This is a genomic window from Bacillus sp. JHAA (assembly GCF_036961585.1).
Taxonomy (GTDB): Bacteria; Bacillota; Bacilli; order Bacillales; family Bacillaceae; genus Bacillus; species Bacillus velezensis.
The window spans coordinates 573818-596769 of the sequence record NZ_JBAMDE010000003.1 but is presented as its reverse complement, the minus strand read 5'-3'; the positions used below and the strand labels follow the sequence as shown (position 1 = coordinate 596769).

General features: G+C 44.6%; 15 protein-coding genes. 7 read left to right on the top strand and 8 right to left on the bottom strand.

Annotated features, from left to right (window positions below):
• The first annotated feature begins 17 nt into the window (after nucleotides 1–17).
• From V7728_RS10065 to V7728_RS10045, 5 genes are all read left to right on the top strand, one after another.
• Nucleotides 18–7874: a non-ribosomal peptide synthetase gene (locus tag V7728_RS10065; RefSeq protein WP_099566773.1), complete on the top strand. Its 7857-nt coding sequence runs from the start codon at nucleotides 18–20 to the stop codon at nucleotides 7872–7874.
• Between the two features lie 324 nt (nucleotides 7875–8198).
• Nucleotides 8199–9737, top strand: coding sequence for a glycoside hydrolase family 43 protein (locus tag V7728_RS10060; RefSeq protein WP_099566772.1), 1539 nt, complete (start codon nucleotides 8199–8201; stop codon nucleotides 9735–9737).
• A gap of 61 nt (nucleotides 9738–9798) precedes the next feature.
• Nucleotides 9799–11070: a glycoside hydrolase family 30 beta sandwich domain-containing protein gene (locus V7728_RS10055; protein WP_042635241.1), complete on the top strand. Its 1272-nt coding sequence runs from the start codon at nucleotides 9799–9801 to the stop codon at nucleotides 11068–11070.
• Nucleotides 11071–11213: 143 nt separating this feature from the next.
• Nucleotides 11214–11921, top strand: coding sequence for a response regulator transcription factor (locus V7728_RS10050; RefSeq protein ID WP_099566771.1), 708 nt, complete (start codon nucleotides 11214–11216; stop codon nucleotides 11919–11921).
• A gap of 2 nt (nucleotides 11922–11923) precedes the next feature.
• On the top strand, nucleotides 11924–13321 hold the full coding sequence (locus V7728_RS10045; RefSeq protein ID WP_309192356.1) for a sensor histidine kinase: 1398 nt from the start codon (nucleotides 11924–11926) through the stop codon (nucleotides 13319–13321).
• A gap of 53 nt (nucleotides 13322–13374) precedes the next feature.
• On the opposite strand, the gene V7728_RS10040 is transcribed toward V7728_RS10045, so the two are convergent.
• Complete coding sequence (locus V7728_RS10040) at nucleotides 13375–13686, bottom strand: DUF4870 domain-containing protein (protein ID WP_099566770.1); 312 nt, start codon at nucleotides 13684–13686, stop codon at nucleotides 13375–13377.
• Nucleotides 13687–14135: 449 nt separating this feature from the next.
• On the opposite strand from V7728_RS10040, the gene V7728_RS10035 reads away from it, so the two are divergent.
• On the top strand, nucleotides 14136–15635 hold the full coding sequence (locus tag V7728_RS10035; protein ID WP_099566769.1) for a cellulase family glycosylhydrolase: 1500 nt from the start codon (nucleotides 14136–14138) through the stop codon (nucleotides 15633–15635).
• A 244-nt stretch (nucleotides 15636–15879) separates the two neighbouring features.
• On the top strand, nucleotides 15880–17016 hold the full coding sequence (locus V7728_RS10030; protein ID WP_099566768.1) for an alpha/beta hydrolase: 1137 nt from the start codon (nucleotides 15880–15882) through the stop codon (nucleotides 17014–17016).
• 258 nt (nucleotides 17017–17274) lie between these two features.
• Here V7728_RS10030 and V7728_RS10025 read toward each other — a convergent pair whose 3' ends face one another.
• The 7 genes from V7728_RS10025 to V7728_RS10000 form a co-directional block, all read right to left on the bottom strand.
• A complete protein-coding gene (locus tag V7728_RS10025; protein ID WP_014418037.1) occupies nucleotides 17275–17544 on the bottom strand; it encodes a hypothetical protein in 270 nt (89 codons plus the stop codon).
• Between the two features lie 100 nt (nucleotides 17545–17644).
• Entirely contained in the window at nucleotides 17645–17965 is a 321-nt protein-coding gene (locus tag V7728_RS20495) for a hypothetical protein (RefSeq protein ID WP_366559814.1), read from the bottom strand.
• A 220-nt stretch (nucleotides 17966–18185) separates the two neighbouring features.
• A complete protein-coding gene (locus tag V7728_RS10020) occupies nucleotides 18186–18404 on the bottom strand; it encodes a hypothetical protein (protein WP_012117666.1) in 219 nt (72 codons plus the stop codon).
• Nucleotides 18405–18493: 89 nt separating this feature from the next.
• Nucleotides 18494–20122 (bottom strand): YndJ family protein, encoded by a 1629-nt coding sequence (locus tag V7728_RS10015; RefSeq protein WP_015239942.1) that lies wholly within the window; start codon nucleotides 20120–20122, stop codon nucleotides 18494–18496.
• Entirely contained in the window at nucleotides 20116–20724 is a 609-nt protein-coding gene (locus V7728_RS10010) for a DUF4166 domain-containing protein (protein WP_015239941.1), read from the bottom strand. Before V7728_RS10010 ends, V7728_RS10015 begins: the two co-directional genes overlap by 7 nt.
• The gene (locus tag V7728_RS10005; protein ID WP_025284796.1) at nucleotides 20721–21536 is read right to left on the bottom strand and encodes a hypothetical protein; all 816 of its coding nucleotides are present in this window, start codon (nucleotides 21534–21536) and stop codon (nucleotides 20721–20723) included. The genes V7728_RS10010 and V7728_RS10005 overlap by 4 nt, the downstream gene beginning before the upstream one ends.
• Nucleotides 21537–21654: 118 nt before the next feature.
• A complete protein-coding gene (locus V7728_RS10000) occupies nucleotides 21655–22926 on the bottom strand; it encodes an MFS transporter (protein ID WP_099566767.1) in 1272 nt (423 codons plus the stop codon).
• Between the last annotated feature and the right edge of the window lie 26 nt (nucleotides 22927–22952).

Genomic DNA, 22952 nt, shown 5'->3' with positions numbered 1-22952 from the left:
CAACTGGAGGGATATGAGTGTCAGAATTCAAACAACAGGAGTTGTTCTGGGGCCGAATGTTTCACACGGAAGACCGTCCTAGTGCATTCCCTTCGTTTCAAATGTCCGACTCAACAGTAAAGCGTGATATAACAAGTGGATCTGACTGTATTCACAGTTCATTGAGTGCGGATGTATCACGGCGCATCCTGACCATGACGAACCAAACGCCAATGGCCGTCTATCTGGTTCTCCTGATCGGAATTGAATCCCTTTTATACAAATACACGGGGGAAGAAGGCGTGATTACAGGGGTTCCAAGCTTTGAAGACGAAACTGATGAAGATCTTCGTTCAGACCAGCTCATGTTAATCAAACAGCATATCAATTCCGGCAGTACGTTTAAATCAATTTTCCATGAATTGAAACATACGGTGGACGAAGCGATCTTATATCAGGACGTTCCCTTTGATAAAATGGCCGGACAGCTGAGGCTGAACTACAATGCAAATCATTTGCCGATCATCGATACAGTCGTTTCGCTAGAGCAAATTCATCCTGATGGTTTCATAGAAACGGCTGCTGCAGATGCTTTATTCCAGTTTGCTATGGGTGAAGACTTGATTGACATAAAGTTATGTTTTAATGAACAAGTCTATGATCGTCAGTATATGATGCAGGTGCTCGGACATTTAAACCGGCTATTTTCTGTCATATTATTTCAGCCTGAGCTCCCCCTCGGTCAAGTGAATATTTTGCCAGAATCGGAGACACATTCACTTCTCGTTGACAATCAAACTGCGAAAACTGAATATCCGCGGGATAAGACGGTTTATCAGTTATTCGAAGAACAGATGAAACGAACACCGGATCAAGCAGCCGTTATTTACGGAGAAAAGCAATTCACATATCGTCAGCTCAATGAACGTGCCAATCAATTAGCCCGAACGTTAAGGAAAAAGGGGGTAAAGACGGATCGGCTCACTGCGATTATCTGCGAACATGAGATCGAACTGGTCGTGGGAATACTGGCCGTTTTAAAAGCGGGAGGGGCCTATGTGCCAATTGATCCGGATTATCCGAAGCATCGCATACAGTATATAGTAGAAGACTCCCAAGCTGATATCGTCCTGACGCAGAGCCATCTTCAAAAACAGTTGGAACTTGCGGGCACAATGGTTTTCCTCGATCAGGAAAGCTCTTACCACGAAGACGGCTCTTACCTGGAACCGATCAGCAGTACGAAGGATTTGGCCTATGTCATTTATACGTCAGGCTCCACAGGCAAGCCTAAAGGAGTGGCAATTGAGCATCAGGGCTTAACCAATTATATTTGGTGGGCCCGCCGGGTCTATGTCAAAGGGGAAAAAACCAACTTTCCCCTATATTCGTCCATCGCTTTTGATCTGACGATAACGTCTGTTTTTACTCCGCTCATTACAGGAAATGCCATTATTGTCTACGGAGGAGAAAACAGTACTGCCTTGCTTGATTCCATTATTCAGGATTCAAGGGCGGATATTATCAAGCTGACCCCGGCGCACTTGCAGTTATTGAAAGAGATAAATATCCCTGCTGAGTGCACCATTCGGAAATTCATTGTCGGCGGTGACAATTTAAGCACGCGGCTCGCCCGTAGCATCAGCGGGAAATTCGGCGGAAAAATCGAAATTTTTAACGAATACGGGCCTACAGAGACAGTCGTCGGCTGTATGATTTATTCCTTTGATCCGCAAAACGACAGACGGGAATCAGTGCCGATCGGAACCGCCGCGGACAACATGAACATTTTCGTGCTGGATAAGAGCATGAAGCCGGTGCCGGCCGGCGTCCCGGGAGAAATATATATCAGCGGGGACGGCATCGCCAGAGGATACTTGAACAGAGCGGAATTAACGGCGGAAAGATTTTTGCAGCACCCCTTTGTACCAGAGGTGAAAATGTACCGGACGGGAGACTTAGCAAGGCGGCTGCCGGACGGAAATATCGAATATTTAGGCCGGATCGACCACCAGGTGAAAATCCGCGGTTACCGCATTGAAATCGGGGAAGTCGAATCCGCATTTTTCCAAATACCGCCGATTCAAGAAGCTCTCGTTACGGCACAAGAAACCAACGGGGAAACATCCTTGTGCGCCTATTATACCGCACAGCATTCTTTAACCGCAGGCGAAATTCGGGAGCACCTGTCCCGGCAGCTTCCGTCCTATATGATCCCTGCTTATTTTGTACAGCTGGCAGCGATGCCGCTTACTTCCAACGGAAAAATAGATCGTCAGGCGCTGCCTGCTCCAACGGGAAATCTCACCGGCAATCCTTATACAGCTCCGCGGACAGAACTGGAAAAAATACTGGCCGGGGTGTGGGAATCGGTATTAGGCGCAGAACAGGTCGGAATCGATGACCATTTCTTTGAGCTGGGAGGAGATTCGATTAAGTCGATTCAGGTAACCTCAAGCTTATATCAAGCCGGGTATAAGCTTGACATCAAACACTTGTTCAAACACCCGACGATCTCCGGGCTTGCTCCTTTTATTAAGCCCGTTACCCGAATCGCAGAACAAGGGGAAATCAAAGGCCGTACTTTATTGACGCCGATTCAGCATTGGTTTTTCGCCCGGCAATACCCTGATCCGCACCATTATAATCAATCTGTCATGCTTTATTTTAAAGAGGGGTTGGACGAATCGAAGCTTCAGAAAGTCATGAAGAAGATTGCCGAGCATCACGATGCTTTGCGCATGGTCTATGTTCAGGGAGATCATGAATACGAAGCCAGAACCTGCGGGATCAGTGAAGGAGAATTATTCAGCCTCGACGTATTCTCTTTACTCGAAGAAAACAACCTTGCCGAAACGATAGAAATGATAGCCAATGACATTCAGCAATCCATCCATTTAGCCGATGGTCCGCTCATGAAACTGGGATTGTTTCAATGTCAGGATGGCGATCATTTGCTGATTGCAATTCATCATCTGGTTGTAGATGGCGTATCGTGGAGGATTTTACTTGAGGATATAACGTCAGCTTATGAGCAGCTCCAAAACGGAGAAGCGATCACGCTCCCTAAGAAGACGGATTCCTATCTGTTATGGGCTGAACGATTGAAACGTTATGCAGAAAGCCCGGAATTTGAAGCGAAAAATCAATATTGGCTTGAGCAGAAACATATCTCGCAACACAAATTGCCAAAGGATAATGAGCAGGAGACCGGTCTGGCCGAAGACCTGGAAACGATCATCGTCCAATGGACAGAGGAAGAAACCGAGCGTTTATTAAAAAAATCGAACCGTGCCTATACGACTGACATTAATGATTTATTGCTGACCGGACTCGGAATGGCTGTTCATCGCTGGACGGGGCATGAAGAAATTCATGTTCATCTGGAAGGACACGGCAGGGAATCTGTTTTTCAAGACGTTGATATTTCACGTACGGTGGGCTGGTTTACAACCCAATACCCGGTTTCTCTTCAAATCCAGGCGGACCGGGACATCTCCCAGCGGATTAGGACGGTGAAAGAACAGCTGCGTCAGATTCCCCAAAAAGGAATAGGATATGGCCTGATGAAATATTTGTCCGATCATCCGAAGGCATCAGAATGGACCGGACATCCGGAAATCAGCTTCAATTACCTCGGACAATTTGATCAAGATTTCGAAAATGGAGGAATCGAGGTATCTCCTTACTCCGGAGGGAAAATTGCGAGCGACAGGCACCCCATTGCCTATACGCTTGACATTAACGGCATGATCTCAGACGGTCGGCTGTCATTGGCCATCAGTTACAGCGGTAAACAATATCGAAGAGAAACAATGGAAACATGTGCAGCTCTCTTAAAGAACAGCCTAAAAGAAGTCATCGAACATTGCGCAGCTCAAGAACACATTCACCTGACGCCAAGCGATATTTCGCTGAAGGACATAACAATCGAGGAATTAGATCAATTTGTTAAGCAAACACAGCATATCGGCGACATTGAAAATATATATCCTTTAACTCCCATGCAGAAAGGTATGCTGTTCCATAGTTTAATCGATTCGGCTTCCAGAGCTTACTTTGAACAAGCCGCTTTTGACCTCAAAGGCGACTTGGATATTGAGGCATTTACAATGAGTTTGTCGCAGCTGGCGGAAAGACACGAGATTCTCCGGACTCATTTTTATACGGAATGGAAAGATCAGCCTTTACAGATCGTATTCCAAAAAAAACCGATCGAAATAACTGTTGAAGATATTCGAAGCATGAAGAATAAACAACGAAACGAGTTCATTGCCGGCTTTGTACAAAAAGATAAGGCAAGAGGATTCGACCTTACCCAAGATGCGTTAATGCGCGTATCAATCCTTCGTACAGAGGACGACCAAGTCCGATTGATATGGAGCTTCCATCATATTTTAATGGATGGCTGGTGTCTGCCTCTTATTACGAAAGAAGTGTTTGAAACCTATTATGAGCTTCTTGAGAGAAGACAACCGGAGCGGGAAGCCGTCACCCCGTACAGCCGATATATCGAATGGCTGGAAGACCAGGATCATCAGAACGCTTTGGCCTATTGGCAAAAATATTTGGACGGTTATGAAGGACAAACCGTTTTACTGAAAGAACCTGTCTCAAACCAAGCCAAGAAATATCAAAAACAAAGGCTTGCATGCCGGCTCGGAAAGCAGCTGTCAGAAGAAATCAGACAGACTGCAAGCAAGCATCACGTCACCGTGAATACATTCATTCAAAGTGCGTGGGGGCTATTGCTGCAAAGATACAACAACAGTCAGGATGTCGTTTTCGGGTCGGTTGTATCCGGACGCCCGGCAGAAATTCCGGGTATTGAATCCATGGTCGGCTTATTTATCAACACCATTCCCGTACGTATTACCGCTCAGCCTGGAATGACTGTGGAACAAGTGTTGAAAATGAGCCAGGAGCAGGCATTGGCTTCTCAGGCGTATGATACATTTCCGTTGTATGAAATTCAGGCTCAAACCGAACAAAAGCAGCAGCTGATCAGTCATATCATGGTATTTGAAAATTATCCGGTCGAGAAACAAATGGAGCATATGAAACCGAATCGTGACGCGCTGGACATTATCAATTTCCATATGGAAGAGCATACCCATTACGATTTCAATTTCATTGTCATGCCGGCTGGAGAAATCGACATTCATTTTGTATACAATAGCAACGTCTATGATCATGCAAGTGTCAAGCGGATGGAAGAGCATTTTATGCAAATCATTAAGCAGATGGTGAACAGTCAGGCGATTCGCGTCCAAGACTTGGATATACTTACGGGAGATGAACGTTCGCTCCTAATAGAGGCATTTAATGATACGGAAGCAGATTATCCAAAGGAAAAGACGCTTCATCAATTGTTTGAGGAACAAGCACAGCGTACGCCTGATCAAACGGCTGTCGTATACGGGGAAAGCCAGCTGACATACCGGGAACTGAATGAAAGAGCGAATCAACTTGCCCGGACATTGCAATCAGAAGGCGTGCAGCCGGATCAGCCAGTCGGGATTATGGCCGAACGTTCCTTGGAAATGATCGTAGGACTCTTCGGAATCTTAAAAGCCGGCGGCGCGTATGTGCCGATCGACCCGAGCTATCCGGTAGAACGAATTCACTATATATTGGAGGATTCGGATACGAAGCTGTTGTTAGCACAGAGTCACTTGAGGAAAAGCGTGCCTTTTACGGGAAAAGTGCTTGACCTGGAAGATCCGCGATTCTCTTGGGAAGATGGTTCAAACTTGAAACAGACGGCCGGACCGAATCACTTAGCTTATGTTATCTATACTTCGGGATCAACAGGCCGACCGAAAGGGGTTATGGTGGAACACCGATCCGTAATCAACCGTCTCGTTTGGATGCAGGAACATTACCCGCTGGATAAGCAGGATGTCATTCTGCAAAAAACCCCAATCACCTTTGATGTATCGGTGTGGGAATTGTTCTGGTGGTCGATGACTGGTTCTAAAGCGGTATTGCTGTCAAACGGAGGAGAAAAGAACCCTGACGTCATTTTAGATACGATTGCGCAGAAAAATGTCACCATTATGCATTTTGTGCCTGCGATGCTGCATGCTTTTCTTGAGTCCATGGAGCAGAAATCCGACGAGGAATTAAAGAGAAAGCTGGCGTCATTAAAATATGTATTTGCAAGCGGCGAGGCTTTGACGCCTGCGCACGTTGCCGGGTTTCATCGCATGATCACACCGGCGGGCGAGGCTCAAATCATTAATTTATACGGACCGACCGAAGCGACGATCGATGTATCGTATTTTGAATGTGAAGCGGGAGAAACGCTTAACTCCGTTCCGATAGGTAAACCGATTTCCAACATTCAATTGTACATTGTACAGCCCGGATCGGAATATTTCCAGCCGCTCGGTGTGGCAGGAGAGCTGTGTATCGCCGGAGACGGGCTCGCTCGGGGCTATTTGAACCGTCCGGAGCTGACAGCTGAGAAGTTTGCAGCTCACCCATTTGAAGCAGGGAAGCGGATGTACCGGACAGGCGACTTGGCAAGATGGCTGCCGGACGGAAATATCGAGTATTTGGGACGAATTGATCATCAAGTGAAAATCCGAGGCTACCGGATAGAACTCGGCGAGATTGAAGCATCTTTATTACAACTCGATGCTGTCAAAGAAGCGGTCGTCATCGCGATTGAAAAAGAGGGCTCAAAGCAGCTGTGCGCTTACTTGTCAGGAGACGAGTCATTAAATACGGCGCAGCTGAAGCGTCATTTGCTGAACAAACTGCCTGCGTATATGATTCCGGCTTATTTTGTACAAGTAGAGAAGATGCCGATAACTGCTAATGGAAAAATCGATCGAAAAGCTTTGCCGGCTCCTGAGGGAAATAGGCTTACCGGAACCGAATACACAGCGCCAGGAACGTTAATTGAAAAGCAGCTGGCCGATATATGGAAGGATATTTTAGCTCTGCCTGACCCCGGGATTAAAGATCACTTCTTTGACGTTGGCGGCCATTCACTTAAAGTATTGCAGCTCATTCATCAAATTAACGCCGGTATGGGACTCAACATGCATTATCAAGCCGTATACGATTTTCCTACCATCGAAACAATGGCACGCGCCATTCAAGCGGCAGTTTTCGAATCCGAGACGGATCATAACGTATTCGTCAAGCTGAACCAGGAAGATTCAATCCCTGTGTTCTGTTTCCCGCCTTTAATCGGATATGGACTCGTTTATAATGAAATGGCGAAAAGACTTGACGGCGTCAGCACCGTCTATGCTGCTGATTTCTTAGAAGAGCCGTCTCATGAGAAAGAAATCGTTGACCGATATGCAGAAAGCATGATACGCATTCAGGAACAAGGGCCTTTTGTTTTGCTTGGTTACTCCTCGGGATCGAATTTGGCTTTTGAGGCTGCTAAAGCTTTGGAGAAGCGAGGCCGCACCGTATCTGATGTGATTATGCTGGATTCTAAAATAACCACTTCTGTAACTCATTTATCGGAAGAGGAAATCGAAGAGATCGTCCATCTGAATATGGACATTATTCCGGACTATTACAGAGAAATATTAACCATTCCTTCGATTAAGGATAAAATCAGAGGCTATCTTGCGTACCACAATGAAGTGATCAATTCCGGCGCCGTTAACGCCAACATCCATCATTTGCTATGCGGCGATGTAACCGATGATAGGGGCTGGACACAATCAACAGCACAGCATTATCTTGAGTACAAATTAAAAGGAGATCACGTGACGATCTTTGAACCTCACAATATCGAAGAAAATGCGGAAGCCATTCGATCTATTATTAAACGGATTGAAGAACGGCATCATCACGGACTTGTTCTTGAAGAACAACTGTCAATGGGATCGTTTGCGGGAGACGCAAAGTTTGACAAAATGTAAATGATCAAGTATAAAACGCCGCTGGCCTGGCACTCAGCGGCGTTTTTATTAAAAAGGCGAGAGTCATACTCCTGTGTTCGCAAGGTTTACTCCAGAGCCGTTCTCCATGACCAGTTGTCATCAAATGGTAAAAAAATCATCATACATTTTAAGGAAAAAGGAGGATGTCAAGTTATTAGAAAAAAGTGTAGCGTATGTTTAGGGGTACTAGCTCTATTATTGAGTTGCTTAACTGCGGAGTCTGCTTTTTACTGCCGGTACTGCAATTTGTTCTCAGATGGTAAAAGTTGCCTAAATTTTTAAATAAAGGAGGAGCGTTAAGTTATGTGTAAAAAATGTTGGGTATGCCTATGGGTCCTTGCTTTATTATTGAGCTGTTTACCTGGGGAATATGCGAATGCGGTAAGCACTCCAATTGCAAAACATGTTGGGAATTCAAATCCGCTTATTGACCATCATCTGGGCGCAGATCCGTTTGCGCTGACCTATAACGGAAGAGTCTACATCTATATGTCAAGCGATGACTATGAATATAATAGCGACGGCACGATTAAGGATAATTCATTTGCCAATTTGAATAAAATATCCGTCATATCTTCAGCGGATATGGTGAACTGGACAGATCACGGAACGATTCCCGCAGCGGGTGCCAATGGGGCGAATGGCGGCCGGGGGATTGCCAAATGGGCAGGAGCATCATGGGCCCCGTCAGCCGCGGTGAAAAAGATCAATGGTAAGGATAAATTTTTCCTTTATTTCGCAAACGGCGGCGGAGGTATCGGGGTTCTCACCGCAGACAGCCCGACCGGCCCATGGACAGATCCGATCGGAAAAGCGCTGGTAACGCCAAATACGCCAGGAATGTCCGGTGTTGTATGGCTTTTTGATCCGGCAGTATTCGTAGATGATGACGGTACCGGTTACCTATATGCCGGCGGAGGCGTTCCGGGCGGTTCAAATCCCGCACAGGGGCAATGGGCCAATCCTAAAACAGCAAGAGTCATGAAATTAGATCCTGATATGACCAGTGTTGCCGGAAGTGCGTCTACGATTGATGCGCCTTTTATGTTTGAAGATTCGGGAATGCATAAGTATAACGGAAAATATTACTATTCCTATTGTATCAATTTCGGGGGCGCGCACCCGGCCGATAAACCTCCAGGTGAGATCGGCTATATGACCAGCTCAAGTCCTATAGATTCTTTTTCGTATAGAGGGCACTTTCTGAAAAATCCGGGAGCATTTTTCGGAGGCGGCGGGAACAATCATCATGCTGTTTTCAATTTTAAAAACGAGTGGTATGTGGTGTATCATACTCAAACTGTCAGCTCCGCTCTTTACGGGGCCGGCAAAGGTTACCGTTCTCCCCATATTAATAAGCTTGTGCATAATCCAGATGGCTCCCTGCAAGAGGTAGCGGCAAATTTTGCAGGTGTCAAACAGCTATCCAATTTGAATCCATATCACCGCGTAGAAGCGGAAACGTTTGCCTGGAACGGACGGATTTTGACAGAGGCATCCTCAGCACCCGGCGGCCCGGTCAATAATCAACATGTCACAAACATTCATAACGGAGACTGGATTGCTGTTGGAAATGCAGATTTCGGGTCAGGCGGCGCCAGGACGTTTAAAGCAAATGTAGCGTCCGCTCTTGGCGGGAAAATAGAAGTGCGGCTAGATAGTGCAAACGGTAAGCTTGTCGGAACCTTGAATGTCCCTTCCACAGGCGGAACGCAATCTTGGAGAGAAATAGAAACTGCGGTAAGCGGCGCATCCGGTGTTCACAACGTATTCTTTGTATTTACCGGAACTGGTACAGGAAACTTGTTTAATTTCGATTACTGGCAGTTTACACAAAGATAAGCAAAGGGAGACAAAGGTACGTTTTCTAAGTCCATAAACGACATATGAAGGAGAGGAAAAAATGATATCGAGCGTAAAAAAAACAATTTGTGTATTATTGGTATGTTTCACAATGCTGTCCGTCATGCTCTTAGGACCGGGAGTTACTGAAGTTTCAGCAGCAAGTGATGCAACAGTTAATATATCTGCAGATAGACAAGTGATTCGCGGTTTTGGAGGAATGAACCACCCGGCTTGGATTGGAGACTTGACTGCGGCTCAACGGGAGACCGCTTTTGGCAATGGACAGAATCAGTTAGGTTTTTCGGTCTTAAGAATTCATGTAGATGAAAATAGAAATAATTGGTACAAGGAAGTGGAGACTGCAAAGAGTGCGATCAAACATGGAGCAATCGTTTTTGCTTCCCCTTGGAATCCGCCAAACGATATGGTTGAGACTTTCAATCATAATGGTGACACAACAGCTAAGCGGCTGAGATACGATAAGTACGCCGCATACGCGCAGCATCTTAACGATTTCGTTAATTTCATGAAGAGTAATGGTGTGAATCTGTATGCGATTTCTATGCAAAACGAGCCTGATTACGCTCACGAATGGACATGGTGGACGCCCCAAGAAATCCTGCGTTTCATGAGAGAGAATGCCGGTTCCATTAATGCCCGCGTGATTGCGCCGGAATCATTTCAATACCTGAAAAATATATCGGACCCCATTTTAAATGATCCGCAGGCGCTTAGGAATATGGATATCCTCGGAACCCACCTGTACGGCACTCAGGTCAGTCAGTTTCCTTATCCTCTTTTCAAACAAAAAGGAGGAGGGAAAGAGCTATGGATGACGGAGGTATACTATCCGAATAGTGACAACAATTCAGCGGATCGCTGGCCTGAGGCTTTAGGTGTTTCAGAGCATATTCATCATTCAATGGTAGAGGGAGATTTTCAAGCTTATGTGTGGTGGTATATCCGCAGATCATACGGCCCTATGAAAGAAGATGGGATGATCAGCAAACGCGGATACAATATGGCTCATTTCTCAAAATTTGTGCGCCCTGGCTATGTAAGGATTGATGCAACGAAAAATCCTGAACCGAATGTTTACGTGTCAGCCTATAAAGGAGACAATAAGGTCGTGATTGTTGCCATTAATAAAAATAACACAGGGGTCAACCAAAACTTCGTATTGCAGAATGGAACTGCTTCGCAAGTATCCAGATGGATCACGAGCAGCAGCAGCAATCTTCAACCTGGAACGGATCTCAAAGTAACGGACAATCATTTTTGGGCCCATCTGCCGGCTCAAAGCGTGACAACATTTGTTGTAAAGCGTTAAAGGCATCAGCATCGCAATAAGCCAATTTTCTTACTTGAAAAAGAAAATTGGCTTATTTTCTGTGGGATAGAAGTGTTGATTTTTTTAACGATACACAGACATTGGGTATAATAATGACAATGACTTCAAGGAGTGATCATTATATGTCACGGCTTCACAGCAAAGTATTAATCATAGACGACGAAAAAGAAATTTTGGAACTGATCAAAACCGTATTAATAAGAGAAGGCATTGATCGTGTGATCACCGCTTCGACTGCCCGTGACGGATTGGCTCAATTTCATCAAGAAAATCCCGATCTGGTGATATTGGATATCATGCTGCCAGACGGTGAAGGCTATGATATCTGCAAGCAAATAAGAGACATTTCACACGTTCCTATTATCTTTTTGTCTGCAAAGGGGGAGGAAACGGATAAAATTGTAGGACTTGCCATCGGCGGGGACGACTACATTACAAAACCCTTCAGCCCTAAGGAAGTTGCATACCGGGTCAAAGCGCAGCTGAGACGGGTCTCTTACTTACAGCCTTCTCAAACCGGAACCCTAATAAAAAAAGGGCCATTTGAATTAAACCAACAACAAGCCGAGCTCACCAAAAATGGAGCGGCTATTGAGTTAACACCTAAAGAACTTATGCTTATGACCTATTTTCTGCAGCATCCCAATCGGGTGATCAGTAAAGAAATACTCTATCAAGCTGTATGGGGAGAAGATTTCTTCGGTTCTGACAACACAGTGATGGTTCATATACGCAGGCTCCGTGAGAAAATAGAAAACACCCCATCAAAACCAGACTTTCTCGTCACTGTGAAAGGGTTAGGCTACAAATTTGTTGTAAAGGATGCGTAAGGATGAATTGGCGATTAACAGGCAGATATATGGTCTCTGTCATTATCGTGACCATCATTACAGTCTTCATTAATTTATTTATTTTTATGTTTTGGCTCGTTTTCCAGGCGAACAGCCAACATGACGAAGAAAGTACACCGGAAACTTTCACAAGATCATTCCGACAATATGTCACGTTATCGAACAATGGTATCACAGTAAACAAAGAGGGCCAAAAAGCTTTAAAAGAGCAGAATGCATGGATTCAAATATTAGATGAAAACGGACAGGATGTTTATCATGATAGAGAACCTAAAGGACTGAAGAAAAAATATACGCCTATTGAAATTGTAAATTTACATAAATATAAGGATGAACAATTATTATCAACCATTTACGCTGGCGGGAAAAAAGTAAATGGCAAGGAGTACAGTTACTTTATAGGGTTTAAAAATCCCTCTCTCGGAAAATTTATCCTCTCATATGATACCAAGGAATTTGTGACGAAGTTCAATGCAGGAACCATCATATTATTATCAATAGATGCATTGATCGCGTTACTCATTGGCTATCTATTCAGCCGGCAGCTCACAAAACCGCTCGGCCGTGTCATTCAAGGAATCCAGCGGTTAGCTAATGGAGATTATACGATCAACATGAAATCCAAAGGCATTTATAAAGATGTCTTCTATAATGTCAATCACTTATCGGAACAACTATCTTTAAGCAAAAAAGAAAAAGATAAATTAGAGCAAATGCGTGAAGAGTGGATCAGTCATATTTCTCATGACATTAAAACACCATTAGCATCTATTCAAGGCTATGCAGAAATCATCAAAGATCCAAATTACCATCTCACAGTCGAACAGATCAGAGAGTACGCCCAGATCATTGAGAGTAAATCCCTCTATATGAAAGATGTGATGGAAGATTTAAATTTAACGACAAGGCTGAAAAACAACGATGTGATGTTACATACAGAGCGGGTAAACCTTGTATCGCTGCTGCGGGAAACGTTAATTGATATGTTAAACGATTCTAGATATGCGGATAAATCCATTGAACTTCAAACGAACCTGGAAAAGCTGATGCTGAACCTTGATGCGATATTGATTCGGAGAGCGGTCACGAATCTCATTTTAAATGCCCTCGTTCACAATGATCCTGATGTGAAGATCGTTGTACGGCTTGAACAAAAAGAACGAACTCATGTGACAATTAAGGACAACGGCAAAGGGATAGAAGAAGAGGAGCTGGAGAAAGTGTTTGATCGCTATTACAGGGGGACAAATACAGGAACGACGCATGCAGGCTCTGGTCTTGGAATGGCCATAGCAAAGGATATTATCCAAAAGCACGGAGGGGACATCACCATTCACAGCACCGCGGGAGAAGGGACAACGATAGATATACAATTATGATAATGGCTATACAAAAAAACGGTTCTGTTGATTAATAACAGAACCGTTTTTTCCTATTGTTCCGAAAACACTTTGATTCCTTTGACAATGTTCCAAATGAAAAAATAGATCGCCACAAGGAATGTAACAGCATACGTCGCAAGCAGGAAAGGCCCGGTGTGCCTGATGTCATTCATACCAAGTAAACCTGAAGCGATGATGCCAATTCCAAAAATCAAATAAGGAATCAGATGCGTCCACAAAGATTTTTTCGCATGATATTTCACATCATCCTGGCCTAAGAAATAGACGATAATCGGAAACAGAAACGGCGCAAAAAATATACTGAAGTAACATAATGAAGACAAAATTTTATTTTCTCTCAAACCTTTTCACCTCTATGATTTATTGAAGGGGGAATTCTTCTGGCTGAATCCCTCACTGAAGTACAATCTTATTGTACAACTCCAACCTTAACCCGTATTAATCCGAACCTTACATCAACCTTAAATTAACAAGGACTCGTCTTCTTACAGCAATCATAAGATTCAATGCCATATTGAGACTCATCACATTCAGCGTGTCTACGTTGGAAATACATTTAATTTTTCGATTCGATTGAAAAATGACGTGTAAAGTCCCGATTCAGCCCGGTTTTCTTTGTTCTATATGTGTCAGGTGTGTCTTATTCAATAGAGATAGAGCAAATTGACAGGCTTTTACACCTCCCAAAAACAAGAAATTAGGTTGATAGACAATCATGAGAAAGATTTTTACAATGAGTTCGAGCTCATAAGAAAGAGCCAAAATGATGCGAAGGAGGAAAAGATCAGATATGAAACGGTCAATTTCTGTTTTTATTACGTGTTTATTGATTGCGGTATTGACAATGGGCGGCTTGCTGCCTTCGCCGGCATCAGCAGCAGGGACAAAAACGCCAGTAGCCAAGAATGGTCAGCTTAGCATAAAAGGTACACAACTTGTAAACCGAGATGGCAAAGCGGTACAACTGAAAGGGATCAGTTCACATGGATTGCAATGGTATGGCGATTTCGTCAATAAAGACAGCTTAAAATGGCTGAGAGACGATTGGGGCATAACCGTTTTCCGCGCGGCGATGTATACGGCAGATGGCGGTTATATTGACAACCCGTCCGTGAAAAATAAAGTAAAAGAAGCGGTTGAAGCGGCAAAAGAACTTGGGATATATGTCATCATTGACTGGCATATTTTAAATGACGGCAACCCAAACCAAAATAAAGAGAAGGCAAAAGAATTTTTCAAGGAGATGTCAAGTCTTTACGGAAACACGCCAAACGTCATTTATGAAATTGCAAACGAACCAAACGGTGACGTGAACTGGAAGCGTGATATTAAACCGTATGCGGAAGAAGTGATTTCCGTTATCCGCAAAAATGATCCAGACAACATCATCATTGTCGGAACCGGTACATGGAGCCAGGATGTGAATGATGCTGCCGATGACCAGTTAAAAGATGCAAACGTCATGTACGCGCTTCATTTTTATGCCGGCACACATGGCCAATTTTTACGGGATAAAGCAAACTACGCACTCAGCAAAGGAGCGCCTATTTTCGTGACGGAATGGGGAACAAGCGACGCGTCTGGAAATGGCGGTATATTCCTTGACCAGTCGCGGGAATGGCTGAATTATCTCGACAGCAAGAAAATCAGCTGGGTGAACTGGAATCTTTCTGATAAGCAGGAATCATCCTCAGCGTTAAAGCCGGGAGCATCTAAAACAGGCGGCTGGCCGCTGTCAGATTTAACTGCTTCAGGAACATTCGTAAGAGAAAACATTCGCGGCACTAAAGATTCAACGAAGGACGGCCCTGAAACGCCAGCACAAGATAACCCCACACAGGAAAAAGGCGTTTCTGTACAATACAAAGCAGGGGATGGGCTTGTGAACAGCAATCAAATCCGCCCGCAGCTTCACATAAAAAATAACGGCAATGCGACGGTTGATTTAAAAGATGTCACTGCCCGTTACTGGTATAACGTGAAAAACAAAGGCCAAAACTTTGACTGTGACTACGCGCAGATGGGATGCGGCAATCTGACCCACAAATTTGTGACGCTGCATAAACCTAAGCAAGGTGCAGATACCTATCTGGAACTGGGGTTTAAAACAGGAACGCTGTCACCGGGAGCAAGCACAGGGAATATTCAGCTTCGTCTTCACAATGATGACTGGAGCAATTATGCACAAAGCGGCGATTATTCCTTTTTCCAATCAAATACGTTTAAAACAACGAAAAAAATCACATTATATCATCAAGGAAAACTGATTTGGGGAACAGAACCCAATTAGTTAGCTTTAGGCGGACATCAGCAACGATGTCCGCTTTTGTCATCTTAAACAGCAATACAAGGAGGTTTACGTGGCGGATGAAACTCTGAAACAGTATATGGGCCAGTACAAGGGTTGTTAGCAATCTCAAGAAAGCCAAGGAGTAGCTATGATTCACTGAACATATGATGTAATGAAAAGCGTTTGTAGAGCAATGTGTGTATTTCACATCCGTCACTTTTATTACGTAAGGGGGAACAAGAGAATGAAAAAGTATGACGCGTTTCCGGAGCCAATTGGCGGCTATACTGTCGGCCGAACCCAGATGGATTTTGAGTACACGGCATCAGATCATACAAAAAGAGAACTGACGGCGTTTGTGTATTATCCGTCCGACAGCAGCGAAGGGAAGACTACATCAACGTACATGTTTCCTGAAGTCTGCGAAATGCTTGATGAGCAGACGCTTCTCTCTGCGTTGAAAGATGCTTACTCTATAGATATCAAGACCCAATGTTACGACGACCTTGCTCTCTCCGGGAAGGAAAAACGCTATCCGGTGTTATTTTATGTTTGCGGCGGGGGCGGTTCTCCAGAATGGGGTACAGTGATCTGTACAGACTTGGCAAGCATGGGATATGTTGTAGTAAGCATCGGCCATCAAAATAGCACGATGTATAAGCGTAAAGATGGGCGAATGTTTAATGTATCAAAGGATTTTTCGGATGTCATTATGGCGTTTTCTGAAGATCCGGAGATGCTGGCGTTGGCTGGTAAGATGGAAATGCAGCCCGACGATGAAACTGCCATTGAGATGTGCCAAAACGTGCTTACACTGCCGATACTTGACAAGTTAACAGAGTATAGTGAATTACAGGCAGAAGATGTAAGGTATGTAGCCGATTATCTTGTCAAATTGGATTCTGGAGAGCTGAATTCCATCTTTAAGGGCAGATTGTTGCTTGATATCGGCATGGGCATAGTCGGACATTCTTATGGAGGGCCTACGACGGCGATTGTTTGCCGGGACGACGAACGGTTCGCCTGCGGGATTGGCTTGGATAGCGGTGCGTTCGGCCTTCAGGGCAGCGACCTTAAGAAACCCTTTTTGCTGCTGTTTTCTGAACCGAACTATAACATGAATGCGATCATTGGCGCTAACAATAGCATGGATACCTATTATTTCTCTGTTGATCGTGCTGCGCATTTAGATTACTGCGACATCGTGTTTACCAGTGTGAATAAGGAACTTAGAGGTGAACGGGATGCCATGGAGATGCGAAATCTTGTTACAGACTATACGAAGAACTTTTTTGATCATTACATACTGCAGAAGGCTGCAAGTGTGGAAAGTCTGGCATACGATGGCGTGGACTTGATCAAGAAGACCAGCAACAAGTGACATAACCGATTAAAATACTCAAACTGAAAAACCTTTATGACCAATTTAATTTATTAAGGCCGTAGAGGTTTTCCTTACAAAAGGGGATGCTCTTAGAATATGGATCCACTTTTATATTCTCTACATCATTCCTAGTTTACATAATATATATTCTAGGAAGTAAAATCTTCAACGAAAATCCTGTCTCGTTATCTTAAGTATACTTAGTTGATGAGACAGAATTAAAAAATAGGATGTTTTACGATTTGTATTTATTTCTTACTGCTTTACATAGCATCGATCTTTATAAATTGTTTCACACTTTACTTCTTCCACATCAACTTTGCCATCGGATAATCTTGTGTAAACATAAACCCATTTTTCATTTCCGTTTTTAATAAACATGTCGAATTTAAAAGCGTCAGTATATTTGTCCATGACCCAGATCAATCCCGGAAGAGTTTCTGCTTTTGCTGGCGACACGGAAACCAATAATGCTCCAGCAATTACAGCCGCACCGGCTATTTTTTTAATTTTACTTTTTAACATTAATATTGCCCCCTTTTGATTTGTTGCCTGCTGCTTACTCACTTAGCAGGCAATCTGATTTTACCATCTTGAACAAAGGGAATTTGTCATATTTTGTAGATCAAATACTTACTTTCACTAAAAATACATATATTGGAATGGATTTTATCCGAATAAGATCTCTTCTTTTTTGAAAGCGTACACAAAAAATAAAATCATGTCTGATAATACTTTGCCGCATCTTCCCTGCTTTTTTCCGACGAGTTTTTGCATCGGCTCCCCACATATGAGCAAGTATGACAGCTGCCAGCCCGAGCACCCCCGCGAAATAAAATCCGGCTCTGAGCCCCAGCCAATCATTAAAAAATCCCTCGGCTAAAGGTTCTCCGAAAATACCGAGTGCACAAAGCGCCTGGTACACCCCCATCGATGTTGCTCTCATGTCTTCCGGAACAGACTCAATCGACATTCCAAGCAGCAAAGGAAAAATAATGCCCGAGTGAAAAACCTATTAAAACCTGGACCAGATAAAGCGCCATCGGGCTGACGGTAAAAGGAATGATAAAAATAAAAACGGATGCGAGTAAGTAAAACAGCTTTAATGTTACCCGTTTCCGCACCTGCGAACTAATGTTCCTATCACTAGCAGAGCCAGTGCGTGCTTAGTCATAAACGAAAAGACAACAAGCTGATTTCTTTCTCGCCATTGTGAAGCCAAACATTGCTGTCATTTTCATTTCGCGAATCATGAAAGACAGGCAAAGACCGAGGCCGCTCCCGATCCAAAATGCCGCGTGCCATCCCCATTCACTGACAACATAACCGCTCATGCTCATCCCTGACAGCTGAGCTAACACGAGAATAAATGAGATCCAGCGCATGACTCCTTTCGTGTCATCCGCCGCAAAATAGCTCGCAAATAAAGCAGATGAGAAAAAGCCGCCTGATGAACAGACGGCGCTGCAGCTTGTTATTTGCTTCGGTTACCTGCGGAAGCATGAGTGATCCGATAATGCACAGTTAAAAATTTCAGTCCGAACAGCCACATATGATGAACGGCCTTCAGGCTTGTTTCGCTCTGGGCTGAAATAAGAAATGTCTCTGCCAGCGGAAGATGACACGTCCCCCATTTCGTCTGCAGATAAATCCCTTCATCACCCGCTCCGCTTTTTCGCCGTCTGCTTGTCAAAACAAGATTCTGCTTACGCGCATAAGGCTTTAAAATGCCCGTCATTTGGCCGTACGGCAGCGGAAGAGAGATATTCATGTATCCTTCCCCTTTTGCCCTGTACGCTGAATACAGCGCAGTAAAAACGGTTTCCTGCTTTTCATTTGTTCTGATCCACGCACGGACATTTTTTCTGCCGTCTTTGTCAGAGTCAACTCCTATAATATCACTGTGCATGATATACCAATCCGGATTCATGGACAGGTGAATCTGCCCCGCTCTTCTGCTGAACGGCTCGTACACGCGCGCGAACGGACGAAACCATCCGCTCCACGTCACTTTTGCCATGATATCATAATCAATTGTCTCTTCATAAAAGGAATTAACGGCCGGCGCCAGTTTTTGAGTTGAAAAGTCTTCAGAATGCAGTTCTCTCATCTGATCCAGAAGGCCGGTATAATGGATGTCATTTGCTGCATGAATATCAGTCAAAAAGTCTTTGCCTATCGTTCTCTTCCCGTAAATACGGCTGAACGTTCTTTCGCTGCCCTCATCAAACGATCTCGGATTTTCCAACCTCCACCCCGCCAAAGCCGGCAGGATAACGCCGAATGCATTGACGGCCCCGTGAATCCAAATCATCTGGCTGATCGTGAGCGTTGCCTCCTCGCGGTAGACACCGTACGAATATATCAAAGAAAAAGCAATTGTAATCATTAACACAGCCGAAGAACTCCTGATCAAGATCCTGCCTGTTTTCGTAACAAACGGCGCCGTAAAGACGAGATATGCATTTACATACAGACCCGCCAGATACAGAGCGACAGCAATCACATCAAGTGTCTTTGAAAATGTAATCCCCAAGGCAATAAGGATCGGCGAAATCAAAATAATGACCGTGCTCCATCTGTAAAGAACCCGTTTCTCCCGTATGATCCTGCCGAGCAATCCGTTAAAGATCGGAATCAGGAAAGCGGAATAGTGAAAGTGCACCGCCGTCAGCAGAACGATAAGCGGGCCGAAATTCATGACGGGAATCTCAAGGACATATGCGAAGAACCAGAATCCGCCCCCGGCCAAATAAATGAAACCCGCCATAACAGACATCTCTTCTGTTCTGTGAATATTTGTTTTCATCAGCCGCCGGACAGCATACAGTGCCAGCCCAAGCGTATAAATGAGCCACACAAAGGCAAAAAAACTGAAGTCTGTGACAAGCGCAAGCACCGCACATAAAGCGGCAACAGGATAACTCCGTAATAACACATTCTCTAAGGTCTTTGACGGCCGAAAAGCAAAATCGAATACAGCGGGAACGAAAAAAAGTACGGAAAATAAAACAAACGTCTCAGCAGCTGATATATGCGGAGCTTCAGCCGCCGCAAATCCCAAAAAGCAAATCACGCTTACCATGAGATAACGCTTCAGCATGTTTCCCCCTCTGTTTCACGGAAAGTCCCCCGGTAAGAGAAAAGCGTGCCGAGTATCCGGTTTTTCACATGAACCTTTATGCTGAAGCAATTCATTTCCTCATCATAAGCCTCATAAACGGTTGAACTGCCGCACAGCCATGCCGGAAGCGGGATTTTCTTTCCGACTATCAGGAGCCACTGCCTTCCGGATGTAATAACAAGCCCTCCGTCTGAAGACGCTTCTAAATGCAGTTCAGACAGTAGGATGCGGGGTTTGCCGAAGTAATCAAGAATTCTGTTTTCCCGCTCATCATATTCCATGACGGCATCAAAAAAACGCGTTTTGCTTTTAAAGAAAAAGGTACGATTCCATTCCACGCCATTTTGCCTGTTTTTGTTTTCGATAGTGAAAGGGATATCGTTTCCCCTCTCTGAGAAAAAACATCTGAAAAAAACACCTGTCTTTAAAAGCATTCTGACAAGAAAAGAACCTCCCTTTATTTCTGACATAATTCCTTCTCCGCAAAACGTGCGTGATCCGTCAAATCTGTACCGTTTCTGCAGCATCGGGTGCAGTGATTGATAATGAGTAATCGCTTTTTCATACATTGAATCCGTCATTTCACTTCTCTCTTTCGTTTTGTATGCCAGGCGCTCGGCAGCTTGGGCTTAAGAATCATTGCGGCTATCGTAAGCACCCCTAATGAGATCACGAATCCGCCGCCGGAATATAGCAGTGCCGTTACACAAAAGAAGACTGACTGCCCGGTGTGAATCAGCCACTTTCTCCGCATGGGAAGCAGCCATAATACCCCTAACCCTGTCTCCAGCGCTCCCCTCACGATCTCTGCATCGGCACAGCCATCATGAAAGCCTTGAAAAAACCAATACAGACTGAATACGAGACACATACAGACATAGACAAATCCGAAACGGACTGATATCTTCGGATGTCTGTTTTGTTCTATCCAAAGCCGCAACACATCAAAGCTCCATGCGGTAGCCCAGCTTAGCAGAGGACGAAATAAAAAACGGTCTATCCAACTTCCCGGCAGACCGCGGGCCGTTTCATATTGATATTGAGTCAAAAATGCGGTTTGTCCGTTATCCCGCTCTATATACTTCCAGTAGCCCCTGCCTTCTTTTATAAGTGACAGCGGATGATCAGAGGCAAAAGCGAGCGAAGACACTCTTTCTGACGAGCGAGGCCTTATGTCACCTATTGATTCGCCCGTGCCGGATACCTTCAGCCCAAAACCGATTCGTGTTTCATATAGAAATCTCTGCGGTTCATCTGGCAGCCTATGAAGATATGTAATGTCAGAAAACCGCAGATCCCATTCCTTATGAAGATGCGGGTTTTGCGTATATTCCCAAAGCGTTTCTATATCAGATGCAATATTGATTTCGACATATATCGGCTTCTGTTTCATGCCCCCTCCTCTTCCCTTCTTTTGTAAACAATTCCTATATTATCATAGGAACAGATCAAGCGGCAGAACAAAAAGGCCATCCCGTTATCTGCAGGACAGCCTCAGTGGCTTTGATAACTTATGAATAAGGTATCGTGTCTTTTTTATCTTCAGAAGCGGTTTGAATGATAATCGGGCGCACGAAACGGATTACCGCAGCCGAGGCCAAAACGGCTAATCCGCCTGCAAGCAAAAACGCCCCGGAGAATGATCCGCTTTTGTCCGCGATAAAGCCGGTTAAAGCAGGCCCGATAATACCGGCCGTGTTTGCAAGAAAATGCATAAAGCCGCCGACTGATCCGACATTCCTTTGATCAACCACATCATGAATCACCGCCCAATAGATAGAGCCCGTTATATATAAAAAGAAGACTGATAAAGCAACGAGAATAACGGCACTTACGGTAGTGGTAACAAGTCCGGCAAATCCGATCAGTACAGCGGAAGCGAACAGACAAGTGACAAGAATGACTTTCCGTGAGAACAAAACCCCTTTTCCGGCGGTTTTTTTGAATACATAATCAGAAATCATTCCGCCTGCCGCCAAACCGATAAATCCAAGAATCCAGGGAATAACAGTCACCACGCTCATAAATTCAACACTTAAACCGCGTTCTTTCACCAGATAGCTCGGAAACCATGTTAAGAAGAAAAATAAGATGTAATTGTAGGCGAAAAAGGCAAAAGCCGTGAAGAGAACCGTTTTTTGTTTCAAATAAAAGGTCATCGGGATATGCTGCTCATGCGACTGAATCGCCGCTTTCATTGCCGGGGCGTCTTCCGTCGGCGCCGGCCATTCTTTGACAAATTTAAACCAGATGACCGCCCAGACTAAACCGATGATCATGATCAGGACAAAGGAAACTTTCCAGCTGAACGCCACAGCAATCATCCCGACAATCGGGCCGGAGATCGCCCCGCCGAGCGGCGTGCCGCTGTTTGTCAGACCAATGACCGTGGCGCGCTGAGACGGAGGAAACCAATTGTTGACCATTTTGCTTATGGCAGCCGACAGCGGCCCCTCTCCCATACCGAATAAAACACGGATAATCAAAAGACTTACAAATCCGAAAGCAAGCGCAACCGCTCCGCTGAAAAGAGACCAAACGATCATCGCCGTACACAATGTCAATTTAGCCCCATACCGGTCAGATGCAACACCGCCGAGAAAGTTAAACACAGCGTATCCGACAGAAAAACTGCTGAAAATCAGCCCCATTTGGGTTGCAGACAATGTGAGATCCTGCTGTATGAACGGCGCTGCAATAGACAGCGCTGAGCGGTCTAAATAGTTAATCACCCCGGCTGAAAATAAAAGAAGAATAATAGGGAATCTATCTTTTGAGAACATAAAATCCCCCTCTCATTTCATAATAT

Excerpts from the sequence above, each read along its gene's own strand:
- V7728_RS10060 (WP_099566772.1), top strand. The coding sequence starts at position 8,199 with ATGTGTAAAAAATGTTGGGTATGCCTATGGGTCCTTGCTTTATTATTG.
- V7728_RS10055 (WP_042635241.1), top strand. The coding sequence starts at position 9,799 with ATGATATCGAGCGTAAAAAAAACAATTTGTGTATTATTGGTATGTTTC.
- V7728_RS10050 (WP_099566771.1), top strand. The coding sequence starts at position 11,214 with ATGTCACGGCTTCACAGCAAAGTATTAATCATAGACGACGAAAAAGAA.
- V7728_RS10045 (WP_309192356.1), top strand. The coding sequence starts at position 11,924 with ATGAATTGGCGATTAACAGGCAGATATATGGTCTCTGTCATTATCGTG.
- V7728_RS10035 (WP_099566769.1), top strand. The coding sequence starts at position 14,136 with ATGAAACGGTCAATTTCTGTTTTTATTACGTGTTTATTGATTGCGGTA.
- V7728_RS10030 (WP_099566768.1), top strand. The coding sequence starts at position 15,880 with ATGAAAAAGTATGACGCGTTTCCGGAGCCAATTGGCGGCTATACTGTC.
- V7728_RS10025 (WP_014418037.1), bottom strand. The coding sequence starts at position 17,544 with ATGTTAAAAAGTAAAATTAAAAAAATAGCCGGTGCGGCTGTAATTGCT.
- V7728_RS20495 (WP_366559814.1), bottom strand. The coding sequence starts at position 17,965 with ATGAGAGCAACATCGATGGGGGTGTACCAGGCGCTTTGTGCACTCGGT.
- V7728_RS10020 (WP_012117666.1), bottom strand. The coding sequence starts at position 18,404 with ATGCGCTGGATCTCATTTATTCTCGTGTTAGCTCAGCTGTCAGGGATG.
- V7728_RS10015 (WP_015239942.1), bottom strand. The coding sequence starts at position 20,122 with ATGCTGAAGCGTTATCTCATGGTAAGCGTGATTTGCTTTTTGGGATTT.
- V7728_RS10010 (WP_015239941.1), bottom strand. The coding sequence starts at position 20,724 with ATGACGGATTCAATGTATGAAAAAGCGATTACTCATTATCAATCACTG.
- V7728_RS10005 (WP_025284796.1), bottom strand. The coding sequence starts at position 21,536 with ATGAAACAGAAGCCGATATATGTCGAAATCAATATTGCATCTGATATA.
- V7728_RS10000 (WP_099566767.1), bottom strand. The coding sequence starts at position 22,926 with ATGTTCTCAAAAGATAGATTCCCTATTATTCTTCTTTTATTTTCAGCC.